General features: G+C 45.4%; 19 protein-coding genes and 2 tRNA genes. 16 read left to right on the forward strand and 5 right to left on the reverse strand.

The window, feature by feature from the left end:
* The first annotated feature begins 66 nt into the window (after positions 1-66).
* The 4 genes from rsmE to ruvX all read left to right on the forward strand — a co-directional run bounded on the left by rsmE (position 67) and on the right by ruvX (position 2914).
* On the forward strand, positions 67-798 hold the full coding sequence (gene rsmE, locus R7Z41_RS14540) for a 16S rRNA (uracil(1498)-N(3))-methyltransferase (protein ID WP_025768830.1): 732 nt from the start codon (positions 67-69) through the stop codon (positions 796-798).
* A gap of 13 nt (positions 799-811) precedes the next feature.
* The gene (gene gshB / locus R7Z41_RS14545) at positions 812-1762 is read left to right on the forward strand and encodes a glutathione synthase (RefSeq protein WP_086047045.1); all 951 of its coding nucleotides are present in this window, start codon (positions 812-814) and stop codon (positions 1760-1762) included.
* A gap of 127 nt (positions 1763-1889) precedes the next feature.
* On the forward strand, positions 1890-2453 hold the full coding sequence (locus R7Z41_RS14550; RefSeq protein ID WP_005381020.1) for a YqgE/AlgH family protein: 564 nt from the start codon (positions 1890-1892) through the stop codon (positions 2451-2453).
* A gap of 35 nt (positions 2454-2488) precedes the next feature.
* On the forward strand, positions 2489-2914 hold the full coding sequence (ruvX, locus tag R7Z41_RS14555; protein ID WP_005381017.1) for a Holliday junction resolvase RuvX: 426 nt from the start codon (positions 2489-2491) through the stop codon (positions 2912-2914).
* Positions 2915-2975: 61 nt separating this feature from the next.
* Here ruvX and R7Z41_RS14560 read toward each other — a convergent pair whose 3' ends face one another.
* Together R7Z41_RS14560 and R7Z41_RS14565 are read right to left on the reverse strand one after the other, a co-directional pair.
* Positions 2976-4082, reverse strand: a complete 1107-nt coding sequence (locus R7Z41_RS14560; protein ID WP_005381016.1) for a PilT/PilU family type 4a pilus ATPase — start codon at positions 4080-4082, stop codon at positions 2976-2978.
* 30 nt (positions 4083-4112) lie between these two features.
* The gene (locus R7Z41_RS14565) at positions 4113-5153 is read right to left on the reverse strand and encodes a type IV pilus twitching motility protein PilT (RefSeq protein ID WP_005381015.1); all 1041 of its coding nucleotides are present in this window, start codon (positions 5151-5153) and stop codon (positions 4113-4115) included.
* Between the two features lie 28 nt (positions 5154-5181).
* Here R7Z41_RS14565 and R7Z41_RS14570 point away from each other — a divergent pair, with 28 nt between their 5' ends.
* The 7 genes from R7Z41_RS14570 to hemW all read left to right on the forward strand — a co-directional run bounded on the left by R7Z41_RS14570 (position 5182) and on the right by hemW (position 10238).
* Positions 5182-5883, forward strand: a complete 702-nt coding sequence (locus R7Z41_RS14570) for a YggS family pyridoxal phosphate-dependent enzyme (RefSeq protein ID WP_213971884.1) — start codon at positions 5182-5184, stop codon at positions 5881-5883.
* A gap of 159 nt (positions 5884-6042) precedes the next feature.
* Complete coding sequence (gene proC, locus R7Z41_RS14575; RefSeq protein ID WP_005381013.1) at positions 6043-6861, forward strand: pyrroline-5-carboxylate reductase; 819 nt, start codon at positions 6043-6045, stop codon at positions 6859-6861.
* Between the two features lie 52 nt (positions 6862-6913).
* The gene (locus tag R7Z41_RS14580; protein ID WP_005381012.1) at positions 6914-7471 is read left to right on the forward strand and encodes a YggT family protein; all 558 of its coding nucleotides are present in this window, start codon (positions 6914-6916) and stop codon (positions 7469-7471) included.
* Complete coding sequence (gene yggU / locus R7Z41_RS14585; protein ID WP_005381011.1) at positions 7471-7761, forward strand: DUF167 family protein YggU; 291 nt, start codon at positions 7471-7473, stop codon at positions 7759-7761. The genes R7Z41_RS14580 and yggU overlap by 1 nt, the downstream gene beginning before the upstream one ends.
* A gap of 127 nt (positions 7762-7888) precedes the next feature.
* On the forward strand, positions 7889-8320 hold the full coding sequence (locus tag R7Z41_RS14590; protein ID WP_005381010.1) for a DUF4426 domain-containing protein: 432 nt from the start codon (positions 7889-7891) through the stop codon (positions 8318-8320).
* 118 nt (positions 8321-8438) lie between these two features.
* Positions 8439-9041: an XTP/dITP diphosphatase gene (locus R7Z41_RS14595; RefSeq protein ID WP_005381009.1), complete on the forward strand. Its 603-nt coding sequence runs from the start codon at positions 8439-8441 to the stop codon at positions 9039-9041.
* Positions 9042-9059: 18 nt separating this feature from the next.
* Complete coding sequence (gene hemW / locus R7Z41_RS14600) at positions 9060-10238, forward strand: radical SAM family heme chaperone HemW (RefSeq protein ID WP_104979712.1); 1179 nt, start codon at positions 9060-9062, stop codon at positions 10236-10238.
* Positions 10239-10327: 89 nt separating this feature from the next.
* Here hemW and glsB read toward each other — a convergent pair whose 3' ends face one another.
* The 3 genes from glsB to trmB form a co-directional block, all read right to left on the reverse strand.
* A complete protein-coding gene (glsB, locus tag R7Z41_RS14605) occupies positions 10328-11248 on the reverse strand; it encodes a glutaminase B (protein ID WP_005381007.1) in 921 nt (306 codons plus the stop codon).
* A 98-nt stretch (positions 11249-11346) separates the two neighbouring features.
* Complete coding sequence (locus tag R7Z41_RS14610) at positions 11347-12375, reverse strand: TRM11 family SAM-dependent methyltransferase (RefSeq protein WP_005384509.1); 1029 nt, start codon at positions 12373-12375, stop codon at positions 11347-11349.
* A 17-nt stretch (positions 12376-12392) separates the two neighbouring features.
* Positions 12393-13112 (reverse strand): tRNA (guanosine(46)-N7)-methyltransferase TrmB, encoded by a 720-nt coding sequence (gene trmB / locus R7Z41_RS14615; protein ID WP_005384506.1) that lies wholly within the window; start codon positions 13110-13112, stop codon positions 12393-12395.
* A gap of 203 nt (positions 13113-13315) precedes the next feature.
* Here trmB and mutY point away from each other — a divergent pair, with 203 nt between their 5' ends.
* The 5 genes from mutY to R7Z41_RS14640 all read left to right on the forward strand — a co-directional run bounded on the left by mutY (position 13316) and on the right by R7Z41_RS14640 (position 16219).
* Positions 13316-14392: an A/G-specific adenine glycosylase gene (mutY, locus tag R7Z41_RS14620; protein WP_017635575.1), complete on the forward strand. Its 1077-nt coding sequence runs from the start codon at positions 13316-13318 to the stop codon at positions 14390-14392.
* Between the two features lie 19 nt (positions 14393-14411).
* Complete coding sequence (locus R7Z41_RS14625) at positions 14412-14684, forward strand: oxidative damage protection protein (protein WP_005381002.1); 273 nt, start codon at positions 14412-14414, stop codon at positions 14682-14684.
* A 77-nt stretch (positions 14685-14761) separates the two neighbouring features.
* Positions 14762-15901, forward strand: coding sequence for a membrane-bound lytic murein transglycosylase MltC (gene mltC / locus R7Z41_RS14630; protein ID WP_005381001.1), 1140 nt, complete (start codon positions 14762-14764; stop codon positions 15899-15901).
* 100 nt (positions 15902-16001) lie between these two features.
* Positions 16002-16077 (forward strand) — tRNA-Phe (locus R7Z41_RS14635).
* 66 nt (positions 16078-16143) lie between these two features.
* Positions 16144-16219: transfer RNA gene (locus R7Z41_RS14640), tRNA-Thr, on the forward strand.

The raw sequence follows: 16219 nt of genomic DNA on the forward strand, positions 1-16219 counted from the left end.
CCCCTTGTTTTTTCGGTGCAAAGCATCCATGTTAGGGTTTAAGTTTATTCTCTTGCTGGAAATCTCATGCGTACCCCTCGAATTTATCATCCAGAAACCATTCATCAACTTGGCTCACTTGCTTTAAGTGACGACGCAGCAGGCCATATCGGTCGTGTTTTGCGCATGAAAGAAGGCCAAGACGTTCTCCTTTTTGACGGCAGTGGCGCAGAGTTCCCAGCGGTTATCAGTGAAGTCAGCAAGAAATCAGTTTTGGTTAACATCACCGAGCGCGTAGAAAACAGTATTGAATCCCCTTTAGATCTGCACCTTGGTCAAGTCATTTCACGTGGCGATAAGATGGAGTTCACCATCCAAAAGTCTGTTGAACTTGGCGTCAATACCATCACTCCTCTGATTTCTGAACGTTGTGGCGTCAAGCTTGATCAAAAGCGTTTTGAGAAAAAACTCGCGCAATGGCAGAAAATCGCCATCAGTGCCTGTGAGCAATGTGGGCGTAATGTCGTGCCCGAAATTCGTCCAATTATGAGCTTGGAAGAGTGGTGTAAAGAAGAGTACGATGGTTTAAAGCTTAACCTTCACCCTCGTGCTAAATACTCAATCAACACTTTGCCAACCCCGGTTGAAAAAGTGCGCCTACTGATCGGTCCTGAAGGCGGTTTATCGTCTGAAGAAATCGAGATGACTCGAGAATACCAATTTGAAGAAACGCTACTCGGCCCTCGCGTTCTGCGTACCGAAACAGCGGCTCTGACAGCAATTACAGCCTTACAAGTTCGTTTCGGCGATCTTGGTTAAACGGAGAAAAATAATGATCAAACTCGGTATCGTAATGGACCCAATCTCGTCCATTAACATCAAAAAAGACTCTAGCTTTGCCATGATGCTTGAAGCGCAACGACGCGGCTATGAAATCCACTACATGGAAATGAATGATCTGCATCTCGATCAAGGCGTTGCCATTGCAGATACTAAAGTGGTAGAACTAAAAGAAGATCCAAACGATTGGTACGAGTTCAAATCAGAGCAAACTATCGAACTGTCTGAGCTAGACGCGGTGCTAATGCGTAAAGATCCTCCGTTTGATACTGAATACATCTACGCGACTTACATCCTTGAGCGTGCAGAAGAACAAGGTGCACTGATCGTTAACAAGCCTCAAAGCTTACGTGATTGTAACGAAAAGCTGTTTACAGCATGGTTCCCAGAGCTGACACCTACAACGATCGTGACGCGAAAAGCAGAGAAAATTAAAGAATTTCGTGAAAAACATGGTGATGTCATCCTGAAACCGCTTGATGGTATGGGTGGCGCGTCCATCTTCCGTGTAAAAGAAAACGATCCAAACGTCTCTGTAATCATCGAGACATTGACTAACCACGGTCAAAACTACGCAATGGCACAAACCTTCGTGCCAGACATCAGCAACGGTGACAAACGTATCCTAGTGGTAGATGGCGAACCTATGCCTTACTGTCTAGCACGCATTCCTGCTAAAGGCGAAACGCGCGGCAACCTAGCCGCTGGTGGTACTGGTGAAGCTCGTCCGCTAAGCGAAACCGACCTCAAAATTGCGCAAACCGTTGCCCCGACACTGAAAGAAAAAGGCCTTATCTTTGTTGGCCTTGACGTAATTGGCGACAAGCTAACAGAAATCAACGTCACCAGCCCAACCTGTATTCGCGAAATTGAAGCAGCTTTTGATATCTCAATCACAGGCAAGCTGATGGATGCGATTGAGCGTCGAGTAAAAGGCGAATAACTCAAACTGTATTACAGTTAATAGAGAGCGTAGTACATTAACTTAAGCAAACTCATGCACATACCTAGATGTAAATTGTATGATGTTTGCTTAAGGGCATTTACGAGAGTTAAGGGTCAGTATGAGTATGAATCTCACAAATCACTTTTTGGTTGCCATGCCTGGGATGAAAGATCCGTACTTTCAAAACAGCGTGATCTACGTTTGTGAGCACAACGAAGACGGCGCTATGGGGCTGATGATCAATGCTCCTGTTGATATCACCGTCGGCAACATGCTCAAGCAGGTGGAAGTTCAGCCAGTACACCCGCGCCTATTTGAAGCCAGTCTAGATAGACCAGTCTACAATGGCGGCCCAATCTCGGAAGATCGTGGTTTTATTTTGCATAAACCCAAAGATTACTACGAGTCCAGCGTCCAAATGACCGATGACCTCGCGGTAACCACTTCGCGTGATATTCTGTCGGTGTTAGGAACAGAAGCAGAACCAAGTGATTACTTAGTGGCACTTGGCTACTCCGGTTGGAGTGCAGGCCAATTAGAAAGTGAGCTGGTCGAAAACTCTTGGCTCACCATTGAAGCGACGCCTGAAATTATCTTTAATACACCAATCAACGAGCGTTGGAAGAAAGCGGTCGAAAAGCTGGGCATCGACCCAAGTCACCTTTCAGCAGACTCTGGACATGCTTAGTCCAAATATACAGTTACATTAGATAGAGACACCTTATGTCACGCACAATTATGGCTTTTGACTTTGGAACCAAAAGCATTGGTAGCGCTATTGGCCAAGAAATTACTGGTACAGCTTCCCCATTAAAAGCCTTTAAAGCCAATGACGGTATTCCAAACTGGGACGATATCGAAAAGCAAATCAAAGAGTGGCAACCAGATTTGCTAGTGGTCGGTTTACCGACCGATCTGCATGGTAAAGACCTTGAGACCATAACCCCTCGTGCACGAAAATTTGCTAAGCGTCTGCAAGGCCGATACGGATTGCCAGTTGAACTGCATGATGAGCGTTTATCTACAGCAGAAGCTCGTGCGGAGTTGTTCAGCATGGGCGGCTACAAAGCCCTATCGAAAGGTAATGTTGACTGCCAGTCAGCAGTGGTGATTCTAGAAAGCTGGTTTGAAGCCCTTTGGGGTGAGTAAACACTTCAAGCACAATGAAAAAAGGTTGGCTCCTGCCAACCTTTTTTGTTTCTGGATTGGATTAATCCATATCGATCTTAACGTTCGCCAAACTGCCCGTAGAGAATGCTTCACCACGCTGCGTTTTCAACATCAAGCGCAGATCATTTGCCGAGTCGGCACTATGTAGTGCATCCTCTTCGCTGATCTTACCTTGCATCACTAACTTATAAAGAGATTGATCGAACGTCAGCATACCAAACTCATTTGAGCGAGCCATGGTTGACTTCAACTCATGTAAATCTCCGCGACGAATCAAATCCGACACACGTGGGCTATTTAGCAAGATCTCAAATACACCATGACGTCCCTGCCCATTTTTATCTCGGATCAGCTGCTGACCAACCACGCCTTTCAGATTCATCGACAAGTCGAACAAGAATTGTTCTTTTTGATCTTTCGGTACCAAGTGAAGAATGCGCTCTAAAGCTTGGTTTGCATTGTTGGCGTGCAACGTTGCCATACACAGGTGACCCGTTTCGGCGAAGGTCATCGCGTATTCCATTGTTTCACGGCTACGGATCTCACCAATCAAAATCATATCTGGTGCTTGGCGCAGCGAGTTTTTAAGCGCAACTTCATAGCTTTCCGTATCTAACCCAACTTCACGTTGAGTCACGATACAGCGCTTGTGTTCATGCACGAACTCGATCGGATCTTCGACCGTCAAAATGTGCCCGGTTTTATTGCTGTTTCGATAGCCTGTCATCGCCGCCATAGTGGTCGATTTACCCGAACCAGTAGCACCGACCACCAGCACCAAACCACGCTTAGCTATCGCCAAATCTTGCAACACTAACGGTAACTTTAACTGCTCAAAAGTAGGAATATTAGTTTCAATACGACGAATCACTGCGCCTGGTAACTCGCGTTGAAAAAAGGCACTCACACGGAAGCGACCACAATCTCTCACAATGGCAAAATTCGACTCGCGACTTTTACGAAATTCCTGACGCCGATCTGGTTCCATAGCGCTGTCGAGTAATGCAGCCACATCGCTCTCGGTAAGTTTTTCCCCTTGCGGACGCAATTCGCCATCCACACGAAATAGAATTGGCGCTCCAACCGTGATGTAAAGATCCGACGCTTTCAGCGCCAGCATGCCTTCGAGAAATTTATCTAGATCCATCTTCCGTATTCACCATTATCTGTATGAACGTTACGAGAATTGCTGCACTTCTAATCCGATCTTACTATCGACCTCTTCACGAGCAACCATGCCTTGCGCCATTAACTGACGAGCATTTTGCTCCATGGTTTGCATGCCGTGAGCCGCACCTGTTTGAATGATCGAATACATCTGCGCGACTTTGTCTTCGCGGATCAAGTTACGAATCGCAGGCGTTGCCATCATAATTTCATGGCATGCAATACGTCCACCACCATTACGCTTCAGAAGCTTTTGCGCGATAACCGAACGAAGAGACTCAGATAGCATCGAGCGAACCATATCTTTATCACTACCAGGAAACACATCGATAATACGGTCAATGGTTTTTGCCGCCGAGCTGGTATGCAACGTCCCGAAAACTAAGTGACCGGTTTCAGCCGCTGTCAGCGCTAGACTGATGGTTTCTTTGTCACGCATCTCACCGACTAGAATAACGTCTGGGTCTTCACGCAATGCGCTGCGCAGTGCGTTTTGGAAACTATGGGTGTCACGGTGAACTTCACGCTGGTTGATCAAACATTTATTGTTGTTGTGAACAAATTCAATCGGATCTTCAATTGTGAGTACGTGCTTGTTGTGATTACGGTTAATGTAGTCAACAATGGCTGCTAAGGTCGTCGATTTACCTGAACCTGTTGGGCCAGTGACCAGAACTAAGCCTTTTTCAGCGTTCGCAATTTTTTTGAAGATCTCTGGCGCTTCTAGCTCTTCCAGAGTTGGAATGCTACTTGGAATGGTACGGAATACTGCCGCACAACCGCGAGATTGGTTGAAAGCGTTGACACGGAAACGGCCAACGTTATGCAACTCAAAAGAGAAATCGACTTCGAGTTTTTCTTCGAACTCACTGCGCTGGGCATCGTTCATGATTTCGAAAACCAAACGATGCACTTCTTGGTGTGTAAACGCTGGAATGCCTAGTTTTCTTACATCCCCATCAATACGAACCATTGGTGGGACACCTGCAGAAAGATGTAGATCCGAGGCATTATGTTTTACACTAAAATCCAGTAACTCAGTGATATCCATTTAAAATCCTTAAGTCTAAAGTACAGCTATGAGTAGTATTCAACAAAATATTGAACATATCACCTCTCAAATTCGATATGACGAGCAAAAATGTGGTCGAACTCCAGAGTCAGTGCAACTTCTAGCGGTAAGCAAAACTAAACCTGTCGAGGCAATTCTCGAAGCCTACCAAGCGGGACAAACCGCCTTTGGTGAAAACTACGTTCAAGAGGGCGTCAGTAAAGTTCAGCACTTTACCGAGCATTATCCAGATAATCGAATCGAATGGCACTTCATTGGCCCGATCCAATCAAATAAATCGCGACTTGTTGCTGAACATTTCGATTGGGTTCACACCATCGATCGAACCAAGATTGCTCAACGCCTGAATGATCAGCGGCCAAGCGAACTTAAACCGCTACAAGTTCTGATTCAGGTTAACACCAGTGGTGAGACATCTAAGTCTGGTGTCACTGAAGCGGAAGTATTCGAGCTGGCGGAGTTGATTTCTCGCCTACCCAACCTCACTTTAAGAGGGTTGATGTCGATTCCTGCCAACGTGTCTGACTACGAATCACAACTCCATGAATTTCAGAAGTTGGCTACGTTGAAGCAAACACTCGAAGCACAGTTCCCAGAAATCGATACATTATCAATGGGAATGAGTGGTGATATGACCGCTGCAATCGAAGCTGGTAGTACAATGGTTCGTATTGGAACCGCTATTTTCGGCGCACGAGACTACAGCTAAATCAACAAAACGCTCACTCGCGACATAAGTTATGTCGCCAATCGTTAGAGCGTAAATGCGCAATCATCTTACTCGCCAATAGGAGCAGTAAGTAACAGCGGCGCCATTATACACCTGAGCGCACAACAAATTCTAAATATCATGATGGAAATCAGACAAATGGAACATAAAAAAATCGCCTTCATTGGTGCTGGCAACATGGTGAGAGCCATTGTTTCCGGCTTGGTTGCTAACGGATACCCTGCGCAAAACATTACCGCGACGGCTCCTTCAGAGGCTCGTCGCCTTCTGCTAGAACAAGATTTTGGCATCCGTACCACCAGCGATAACATCCAAGCTGCGACCGAGGCGGATGTGGTGGTATTGTCTGTAAAACCGCAAATGATGGCGGATGTCTGTAAACCACTGCAATCGATCGATTTCACTAATAAACTGGTGATTTCTATTGCCGCAGGCATCAACTGTTCACGATTGGATGATATGCTAGCCACCAAATTGAACTTGGTTCGTGTTATGCCAAATACGCCATCACAACTTGGGTTGGGTATGAGTGGGTTGTTCGCACCAACTCATGTAACCGAGCACGACAAAGCTTTTGCCGCAGAGTTAATGGAAGCGGTCGGTAAAGTATGTTGGGTTGAGCAAGAGTCTGGCATCAATAATGTGATTGCCGCAGCGGGCAGTGCTCCAGCATACTTCTTCCTGTTTATGGAAGCGATGCAAGCAGAAGCGATTGCGCAAGGCTTTGATAAAGAGACCGCTCGACTATTGGTTCAGCAAGCTGCACTGGGCGCGGCCAGTATGGTGGTTAGCAACCCAGAAACTGAGCTATCAACCCTGCGTGAGAACGTAACTTCGAAAGGTGGGACAACGGCAGAAGCACTGCGTACATTCAACGAACATCAACTTTCAGATATTGTCGCTAAAGCCATGCAAGCTGCTGTGGCTCGCGCGGAAGAAATGGAAAAACTGTTTTAATTATTTGGATGAACTCCGTTTAGTATCATCCATCACTTGTTAAGGGTACCTTATGAATTCAATGAGTTTTCTCATCTCAACCCTATTTGACCTGTACATCATGGTCGTAATTTTGCGAATTTGGTTGCAAGCTGCGCGCGCAGACTTCTACAACCCATTCTCGCAATTTATAGTAAAAGCGACTCAGCCGGTCATTGGTCCATTGCGCCGCGTTATCCCTTCCGTGGGGAATATTGACCTAGCAACCGTGTTGTTTGCCTACGTGTTGTGTGTGCTTAAATTTGTCGTGCTTATCCTAATAGCTTCGAACGGTTCCGTCTCTTTCAGCGCTGACTTCTTATTCTTGGGCTTATTATCATTAATCAAAGCCGCAGGTGGCCTATTGTTCTGGGTACTATTGATCCGTGCAATTTTGAGCTGGGTAAGCCAAGGCCGCAGCCCTATCGAGTACGTATTCCATCAACTGACCGAGCCAATGTGCGCTCCAATCCGTCGTATTCTTCCGGCTATTGGTGGTCTTGATTTAAGCGTACTGGTGTTATTTATCGGCTTGCAGTTCGCGAACTTCTTAATGGGCGATATCATTGGTCCAATTTGGTTCCAGCTATAATGTCAGCTGCAGTCTGGCAAGATGGTGAGGACATCATCCTGAAGCTCTATATTCAACCTAAAGCTAGCCGCGATAAAATCGTTGGCTTGCATGGTGAAGAGCTAAAAATCGCCATTACTGCTCCACCTGTCGATGGCAAAGCTAATGCACACCTAACTAAGTTCTTAGCCAAGCAGTTTAAAATCGCTAAGGGCTTGGTTCACATAGAAAAAGGTGAATTAGGACGGCACAAACAAATTCGGATAGAATCGCCTACCCAGATACCGACAGAAATTAAAGCCATCATATGATGGCTTTTTATTTACGGTTTTGTACCACACTTACTAATACCAACGACTGAGTACGCATTTTTACCCCCTGACCAAGGTAAAATTGCAGCTATGGTTGTTTTATAACAAGTGCTTTGAGGAAGTAACAATGAGCAAATGGATTACCGCATTACTGATTAGCCTGTTGTCGTTACCAAGCTTCGCCGATCAGTTTAAAAATATGAAAGATATCGAAGTACACTATGTCGCGTTTAACTCAACATTCCTAACACCCAAAGTCGCACGTAGCTACGATATCAAACGTAATGGATACCTCGCTGTGGTTAATATTAGCGTGTTAGATAGAGCTTCATTGGGTAAACCAGCATTAGAAGCAAAAATTGCTGGACGCGCGAAGAACCTTATCGGCCAAACTCAGACCTTGACCTTTCGTGAAGTCAAAGAAGGCAATGCGATATACTATTTAGCCGAACTACCAATTACCCACGAAGAAACTTTTACTTTCGATATTGACGTAAAAGCTGGAAACAAAGGCTCAGGTAAGCTTAAATTCACCCAGAAGTTTTATGTTGAAGAGTAATTGGGTTGTGATGTTCCAAAAGCTTTTGGATCTAAGCAGGCTAAAAACCACTTATTAGTTAAAGAATATCTAGAGGAGAACGATTTGTTCTCCTCTATCACTATTAAAAGAGATTCCCATGAAAAAAATTGTGCTAGCAACTGGTAACCAAGGCAAAGTTCGTGAAATGGCAGATTTATTGTCTGACTTCGGCTTTGAAGTATTAGCGCAAAGTGAATTCAATGTATCGGAAGTAGCTGAAACGGGTACAACTTTCATTGAAAACGCAATCATTAAAGCTCGCCATGCCGCACAAGAAACAGGGCTTCCTGCCATTGCAGACGACTCTGGATTAGAAGTCGATTTCTTAAAAGGCGCTCCGGGCATTTACTCTGCACGTTACGCAGGCGAGAGCGCATCTGATCAAGAGAATCTAGAAAAATTGCTCGCGGCAATGGAAGGCGTACCAGAAGCAGAGCGTACAGCACGTTTCCACTGCGTATTAGTCCTCATGCGTCACGAGAACGACCCAACGCCTATCGTCTGTCACGGTAAATGGGAAGGCCGAATTCTAACTGAAGCACACGGTGAAAATGGCTTTGGCTACGACCCTATCTTCTTTGTTCCTGAAGACAACTGTGCGTCAGCCGAACTTGAACCTGCACGTAAGAAACAACTGTCTCACCGCGGTAAAGCGCTCAAGTCGTTGTTTGCTCAACTGTCTGAGCAAGTGTCTCAGTAATCACGAGCGAATTAGACCATGTTAACGCCCCCAGCACTCAGCTTGTATGTACACATCCCTTGGTGTGTGCAAAAGTGCCCGTATTGCGACTTTAACTCTCACGCGCTCAAAACCGAGATTCCAGAAGAAGAGTACATCAGTGCCCTTTTAGAAGATTTGGATACCGACATTGAGAAATACCGACTTAACGAAGCGCCACGTCCACTGCATTCAATCTTCATTGGTGGTGGTACGCCGAGTTTGATTTCGGCAGAAGGCATCGAGCATCTACTTAAGGGCATTGAAGCGCGTATTCCGTTCAAGCCTGAAATCGAAATCACCATGGAAGCGAATCCAGGCACCATCGAAGCAGAGCGTTTTGTTGGCTACCGCAAAGCTGGTGTAACGCGTATCTCTATCGGCGTACAAAGCTTTGAGCAGCAGAAGCTTGAGCGTTTGGGGCGCATTCACGGCCAAGACGAAGCCGTCAATGCTGCTAAGCTGGCGCACCAAATCGGTTTGAACAGCTTTAACCTCGATCTCATGCACGGCTTACCTGATCAAAGCATCGAACAAGCCTTGGCAGATTTGGACAAAGCGATTGAGTTGGCACCGCCGCACTTGTCTTGGTATCAGCTGACCATCGAACCAAACACCATGTTCTACTACAAGCCACCAACGCTACCTGACGATGATGACTTGTGGGATATTTTCGAGCTCGGACACCAAAAACTTGCAGCCGCGGGTTATGTGCAATATGAAATCTCCGGTTACAGTAAGCCGGGCTATCAGTGTCAGCACAACCTCAACTACTGGCGCTTTGGTGATTACCTTGGTATCGGTTGTGGCTCTCATGGCAAACTCAGTTTTACCGACGGACGTATTATTCGAACGACAAAGGTAAAACACCCGCGAGGCTATTTAGCGGCTTATCAAAATATGGTCAAACCTTATCTGCATACGGAACATGTCGTCGCGGATGAAGATCGTCCATTCGAGTTCTTTATGAACCGATTCCGCTTAATTGAAGCCTGTCCGAAGCAAGATTACGTGGACACCACGGGCTTACCGCTCAGTACGATTCAAGAAACCATCAACTGGGCGATAGAAATGGGCTACCTGAGTGAAACGCCTACCCACTGGCAAATTACTGAAAAAGGGAAGCTCTTCCTTAATGATTTGCTCGAAGCCTTTATGGCCGAAGAAAGCGAAGAGTAACGCAACCCCAAAACAAAAAAGCCTCTCAATTGAGAGGCTTTTTATTTAGAAACAGTACCACCCTAAATAAGGTTGACACATTTCCAACCTTAGAAAATTGAACGGCCAATTCGCTCTGAGAGCAGCTCAAGCGCCTTAGTACCCGCAAGCGAGTTACCTGAAGGATCAAGCTCTGGAGACCATACTGAAATGGTCATTTCACCAGGTACTACCGCGATAATGCCACCACCAACACCAGACTTACCAGGCATACCAACGCGATAAGCAAACTCGCCCGCGCCATCATACAAGCCACACGTTGCTAACAGTGCATTAAGTTGTTTGGTTTGCACAGGAGAAACTACAGGCTTACCCGTTTGTACCGATGTGCCCTTGTTTGCTAAATAGCTAAACGTTTTAGCCAAATCGACGCAACTCATCTTCAGCGCACAAGCGTGGAAGTAGTTTTGTAGTACTGGAATCACTTCATTTTCGAAGTTGCCAAACGAACGCATGAGATATGCAATCGCCGCATTACGATCACCATGCATCATTTCGGATGCCGCAACGACTTTGTCATACACAATATGGGTATCACCAGAAAGCTGACGCACAAATTCCAACAGGCGCTGACGAGGTGCAGATAAGCGAGTTTGTAACAAATCTGCCACTACTATCGCTCCAGCATTTATAAATGGATTACGAGGAATACCTTGCTCCATTTCTAGCTGGATTAGCGAATTAAATGCCTGCCCCGAAGGCTCTTTTCCCACTCGAGACCAAATTTCTTCTTGCTTGTACAAGCACATCGCTAACGTCAAGCTCAATGCTTTTGAAATAGATTGGATAGAGAAAGGTTCATCGGCATCACCCGCCTTAATAACCTCACCTTCGTTGGTGTATACCGCAATACCTAACTTGTTGCTGGGTACTTTTGCCAGAGCAGGAATGTAATCAGCCACTTTACCTTGGCCGATTAAAGGGCGTACTTCCGCCAAAATATCTGTCAAAATTTCCACTGTCGGTTTCATTCTCTACCTTCTATTTACAAGAGAACTCGTTGAGCTCAGAGGTAAAAAAAGCCAACGTGTCGTTGGCTTTTCCATAGGGTTCGTTCGACTCAAGTCGATTATGGTTTTACTGCCACAATAATATTGCGGTTGATAGATTGATCAACACGGTGAAGATAACCGATGTAAGGCTCTTCTGAAAGTACCTTCCAACCTTGCTCTTCAAATAATGCCGCGACATCTTTCCATTTCAATGTGAATTCATTGAAAGACAACACCACTGAACCTTGCTTTTTCAATACCACTTTCCATGCAGGCAGAGCCTCTTTTAAAAGCTCTAGTGGACTACGGTTCAGTTTGCTGTCCTTGGCATTTTTGCTGCCGTGCTGCACGCCATAAGGCAGATCAGACACCATCACATCAACTGAGTTCTTTTTCACGACTTGATCAGCGATACGAGTATCAGCCGAATACAGCTTCATAAACTGAAGATTGCCTTGGTTGTAATCTTCTTTATTTGCTGCAGCTTCAACCACGAAACCATCCGCCACTTTCTTGCCACCCGCAGTGCGCTTTTCTTTGCTCACTTTGTGCTTAAAGCGGCCATTCTTCATGAACTTAACAATAAAGGTCTGGATCTCTTGCACCCACTTGGCGTTGATCTCAACCCCTACCACGTTCAAACCGTGGATCAAGCCTTCAAATAAGGTTGTACCTTTACCACACATTGGATCCATTAAGGTCAGTTGTTCACTTCCCGTATTGGACGCACTAATGCCGATATTCACCATCAAACGGGTAAACTGCTCATTTGTTTTCCCGGTGTAGCGCAAAATCTGGCTCATGCTTTCCGGGAAAGTGTTAAATACGGGCGCTTGAACTGGTCGAAGTAAACCATCTTCGCGCACTTCAAATAGCGCATAGTAAATCGAAGAGGCTGCGATTCTTCGCGCCTGCTCATCGGTTAGCGCTTCCTGACAAGAAAACACCAACGCAGCAGGTAAGCCAACGTCTTTACTACCAATTTCTGTCACATCCACGCCTTGTGAAGCTAAAATTGCTTTTAGTTCAGAACAGGCAATGGTCATTGCGCTATCAAAGTAAATTCGGTTATGACCCGGATTCGCTAATATCGCGTAATGGTACATCCCATGAACTCCTCTGGTTACGCAATACGCTTATATTTGATATCCCAAACACCGTGACCAAGACGGTGACCACGAGCTTCAAACTTCGTTAGCGGGCGATCGTCTGGACGAGGAACGAAATCACCATCTTTAGCAATGTTTTCGAAACCTGGCGCTTGGTTCATCACTTCAATCATGTGCTCTGCGTAGTTTTCCCAGTCGGTCGCCATGTGGAAAATACCTTCATTAGGGATAAGCTTCTCACGCACCATTTCCGCAAAACCTAATTGAACAATACGACGCTTGTGGTGACGCTTCTTATGCCAAGGGTCTGGGAAGAACAATTGCAGTGTCGATAAGCTGCCATTTGGGATCATGTGTTCGAATACTTCTACCGCATCGTGACACATTACACGCAGGTTAGTAATTCCCGCTTCGCGAGCATCGGCAAGACAAGCACCAACGCCTGGGCTATGAACTTCGATACCGATGAAGTTTTTCTCTGGCGCGTTCTTTGCCATTTCAACCAATGAAGCACCCATACCAAAACCGATCTCAAGCACTACTGGGTTATCGTTGCCAAACACCTCTTTCCAATCGAGAAGTTCAGCTTTGAAGTCAATACCCATCGTAGGCCAGCATTCATTCATCGCGCTCTCTTGACCTTTAGTCAAACGCCCTTCACGGCGTACAAAGCTGCGGATTTTGCGGATCAGCTTTCCGTCTTCGTTGTATTCGTTAGTGGTTACTTCACTCATTGATTTTGCCTGCACATTGATTAATCAAAGCGGGGATTATCCAAAGAATTTACTTAGGTGCAAGTATTTGTTGAGCTCTTGGTCTATGGCAACCCAAAAGCAACGAAACACCTCTTTATATCCCTACTGTTTATCCGTTGTACTTCTTGCCCATTATGTGGTGCAATTTTGCACCTAACCAATAATAGAATACAGAGCAAGTCGTGACACCTTTCGCCAGTGCCATCCTAGAATGGTATGACGCATATGGAAGAAAAGATCTTCCGTGGCAACAAAATAAGACCGCATACAGTGTCTGGTTGTCTGAAATTATGCTTCAGCAAACTCAGGTCACTACGGTTATTCCGTATTACCAACGTTTCTTGGAGCGCTTTCCAACCGTAATCGATCTTGCCAATGCTGAGCAAGATGAAGTCCTACACCTTTGGACTGGCTTAGGGTATTACGCCCGAGCCCGTAACCTTCACAAAGCAGCACAAGAGGTCGCCTCTACATACAATGGTGAGTTTCCTCTTGATATAGAGAAAATGAACGCCCTACCGGGGATTGGTCGCTCTACTGCTGCCGCCATTTTATCGTCTGTGTATAAACAACCACACGCGATTCTTGATGGTAACGTGAAGCGCACCCTATCCCGCTGTTTCGCAGTTGCAGGATGGCCAGGACAAAAAAAGGTTGAAAACCAGCTGTGGGAAATTGCCGAAACGCATACCCCACAAACGGATGTAGATAAGTATAACCAGGCAATGATGGACATGGGCGCAATGGTCTGCACTCGCAGCAAACCCAAATGTAGCCTCTGCCCTGTTGCTGACCTGTGTGTGGCAAAACAACAAGGTAATGTGCTCGACTACCCGGGCAAAAAACCGAAGAAAGATAAACCAATCAAGCAAACTCGTTTCGTGATGCTTCACCACAACACCGAAAATGGTCATGAGGTGTGGTTGGAGCAAAGACCACAAACAGGCATTTGGGGTGGCTTATTCTGCTTCCCACAAACCGAACATGTGGATGCAGAAAGCGACATTGAATTGCTACTGGATCAACGCGGCATTCAAGCCAGCAATATCAAACAGAAGCAAACACTGATTACCTTTCGTCATACATTCAGCCATTACCACCTAGATATCACGCCAATTTTGATTGATTTATCAAAGCAACCGGACGTGATAATGGAAGGCAACAAAGGTCTTTGGTATAACTTATCTAAACCTGAAGAAGTCGGTTTAGCCGCGCCAGTAAAACTATTGCTGGAAACGCTACCCCACGAACTTCGTTAATTGAATACAAGGAGTCATTATGAGCCGCACTGTATTTTGTGCTCGACTAAAGAAAGAAGGCGAAGGTCTAGACTTTCAACTTTACCCTGGTGAACTAGGTAAACGCATTTTCGACAACATCTCGAAAGAAGCGTGGGCTCAGTGGCAACACAAACAAACCATGTTGATCAACGAGAAGAAACTCAACATGATGGATCCAGAACACCGCAAACTGATCGAAACAGAAATGGTAAATTTCCTCTTTGAAGGAAAAGACGTTCATATCGAAGGTTACACACCGCCGAGCGAATAAAGTCGCTTGAGTTAAACAATGACATCACAACCATTTGTGGTGTCATTTTTCTATTACCTTCAATAACTCTGATACTTATGAAAAAAATTGTCTTTATTGCTGCCGCACTTTTAATGGCAGGCTGTAGCCGTGAATTCGTCGAAAAGATTTATGACGTCAACTACGAGCCAACAAACCGTTTTGCCAATAACTTAGCTGAGCTACCAGGACAATTTGAAAAAGATACTGCGGCGCTAGATGCCTTAATCAATAGCTTTTCAGGCAATATTCAAAAGCGCTGGGGTAAAAAAGAAATCAAGTACGCTGGCAAGAGTAATTACGTTAAGTACATCGATAACTACCTTAGCCGCGCCGAGGTCGACTTTCGCAAAGGCGTGATCACGATAGAGACCGTATCACCGACAGAGCCCCAAAAACACCTAAAAGACGCGATTGTCACCACCTTATTAACACCAGACGATCCCGCTCACGTCGACTTATTCTCCTCTAAAGGTATCACGTTAGAGGGGCAACCATTCCTGTATAAACAAGTTGTCGACCAAGACAATAAGCCAATTCAATGGTCTTGGCGGGCAAACCGATTTGCGGAATACCTCATCGCAAATAAAATAAAAACCAAAAATGTAGATTTCAAGAAAGCGTATTACGTCGAAATTCCCATGGTTGAAGACCACTTTTCAACTCGCAGCTACCAATACGCCGATATCGTGCGTCGAGCTTCCAAGAAATACGACATTCCAGAAGACTTGATATACGCCATTATTAAAACCGAGAGCAGTTTCAACCCATACGCGGTAAGTTGGGCAAATGCATATGGCCTAATGCAAGTTGTACCTAAAACAGCGGGACGAGATGTGTTCAAACTCGTGAAAAAGCGCTCGGGCCAACCAAGCCCTGAATATTTGTTTAATCCAGAAAACAACATAGATACTGGTACTGCGTATTTCTATATCTTAAAAAATCGTTATTTAAGAGAAGTCCGCCACCCTACCTCTCTCGAGTACAGCATGATTTCAGCTTACAATGGCGGTACTGGAGGAGTTTTAAACACATTTCATCGCAGTGATCGCAAACGCGCAATGCAAGATCTTAATTCATTGCAACCCAACCAAGTTTATTGGGCGTTAACCAAGAAACACCCGAACGCAGAAGCGCGTCGCTACCTAGAAAAAGTTACAAATTTCAAAAAGGAATTTAACTCGAAGCAAACTTTGTAGTGACAGTTGAATAAAAAGCGTTCGAACAACCACTTTTTTGAAATTATTTAAAAAAAGTGGTTGACGCAACGCGGGAAAATCCGTTTAATAGCGCTCCGTTGCCCGGATAGCTCAGTCGGTAGAGCAGAGGATTGAAAATCCTCGTGTCGGTGGTTCGATTCCGCCTCCGGGCACCATATTTTGATTTGTTGGTGTCTTAACGAAATGTTATAACACGGACAAAAGCACAAAGAATAAAGTGTGCCGACTTAGCTCAGTAGGTAGAGCAACTGACTTGTAATCAGTAGGTCACCAGTTCGATTCCGGTAGTCGGCACCA

This window comes from Vibrio sp. 1457 (assembly GCF_033340195.1).
GTDB classification, from domain to species: domain Bacteria; phylum Pseudomonadota; class Gammaproteobacteria; order Enterobacterales; family Vibrionaceae; genus Vibrio; species Vibrio alginolyticus.

Bases quoted from the DNA above. Each gene is read 5' to 3' on its own strand.
- rsmE (WP_025768830.1), top strand. From the start codon at position 67: ATGCGTACCCCTCGAATTTATCATCCAGAAACCATTCATCAACTTGGC.
- gshB (WP_086047045.1), top strand. From the start codon at position 812: ATGATCAAACTCGGTATCGTAATGGACCCAATCTCGTCCATTAACATC.
- R7Z41_RS14550 (WP_005381020.1), top strand. From the start codon at position 1,890: ATGAATCTCACAAATCACTTTTTGGTTGCCATGCCTGGGATGAAAGAT.
- ruvX (WP_005381017.1), top strand. From the start codon at position 2,489: ATGTCACGCACAATTATGGCTTTTGACTTTGGAACCAAAAGCATTGGT.
- R7Z41_RS14560 (WP_005381016.1), bottom strand. From the start codon at position 4,082: ATGGATCTAGATAAATTTCTCGAAGGCATGCTGGCGCTGAAAGCGTCG.
- R7Z41_RS14565 (WP_005381015.1), bottom strand. From the start codon at position 5,153: ATGGATATCACTGAGTTACTGGATTTTAGTGTAAAACATAATGCCTCG.
- R7Z41_RS14570 (WP_213971884.1), top strand. From the start codon at position 5,182: ATGAGTAGTATTCAACAAAATATTGAACATATCACCTCTCAAATTCGA.
- proC (WP_005381013.1), top strand. From the start codon at position 6,043: ATGGAACATAAAAAAATCGCCTTCATTGGTGCTGGCAACATGGTGAGA.
- R7Z41_RS14580 (WP_005381012.1), top strand. From the start codon at position 6,914: ATGAATTCAATGAGTTTTCTCATCTCAACCCTATTTGACCTGTACATC.
- yggU (WP_005381011.1), top strand. From the start codon at position 7,471: ATGTCAGCTGCAGTCTGGCAAGATGGTGAGGACATCATCCTGAAGCTC.
- R7Z41_RS14590 (WP_005381010.1), top strand. From the start codon at position 7,889: ATGAGCAAATGGATTACCGCATTACTGATTAGCCTGTTGTCGTTACCA.
- R7Z41_RS14595 (WP_005381009.1), top strand. From the start codon at position 8,439: ATGAAAAAAATTGTGCTAGCAACTGGTAACCAAGGCAAAGTTCGTGAA.
- hemW (WP_104979712.1), top strand. From the start codon at position 9,060: ATGTTAACGCCCCCAGCACTCAGCTTGTATGTACACATCCCTTGGTGT.
- glsB (WP_005381007.1), bottom strand. From the start codon at position 11,248: ATGAAACCGACAGTGGAAATTTTGACAGATATTTTGGCGGAAGTACGC.
- R7Z41_RS14610 (WP_005384509.1), bottom strand. From the start codon at position 12,375: ATGTACCATTACGCGATATTAGCGAATCCGGGTCATAACCGAATTTAC.
- trmB (WP_005384506.1), bottom strand. From the start codon at position 13,112: ATGAGTGAAGTAACCACTAACGAATACAACGAAGACGGAAAGCTGATC.
- R7Z41_RS14625 (WP_005381002.1), top strand. From the start codon at position 14,412: ATGAGCCGCACTGTATTTTGTGCTCGACTAAAGAAAGAAGGCGAAGGT.
- mltC (WP_005381001.1), top strand. From the start codon at position 14,762: ATGAAAAAAATTGTCTTTATTGCTGCCGCACTTTTAATGGCAGGCTGT.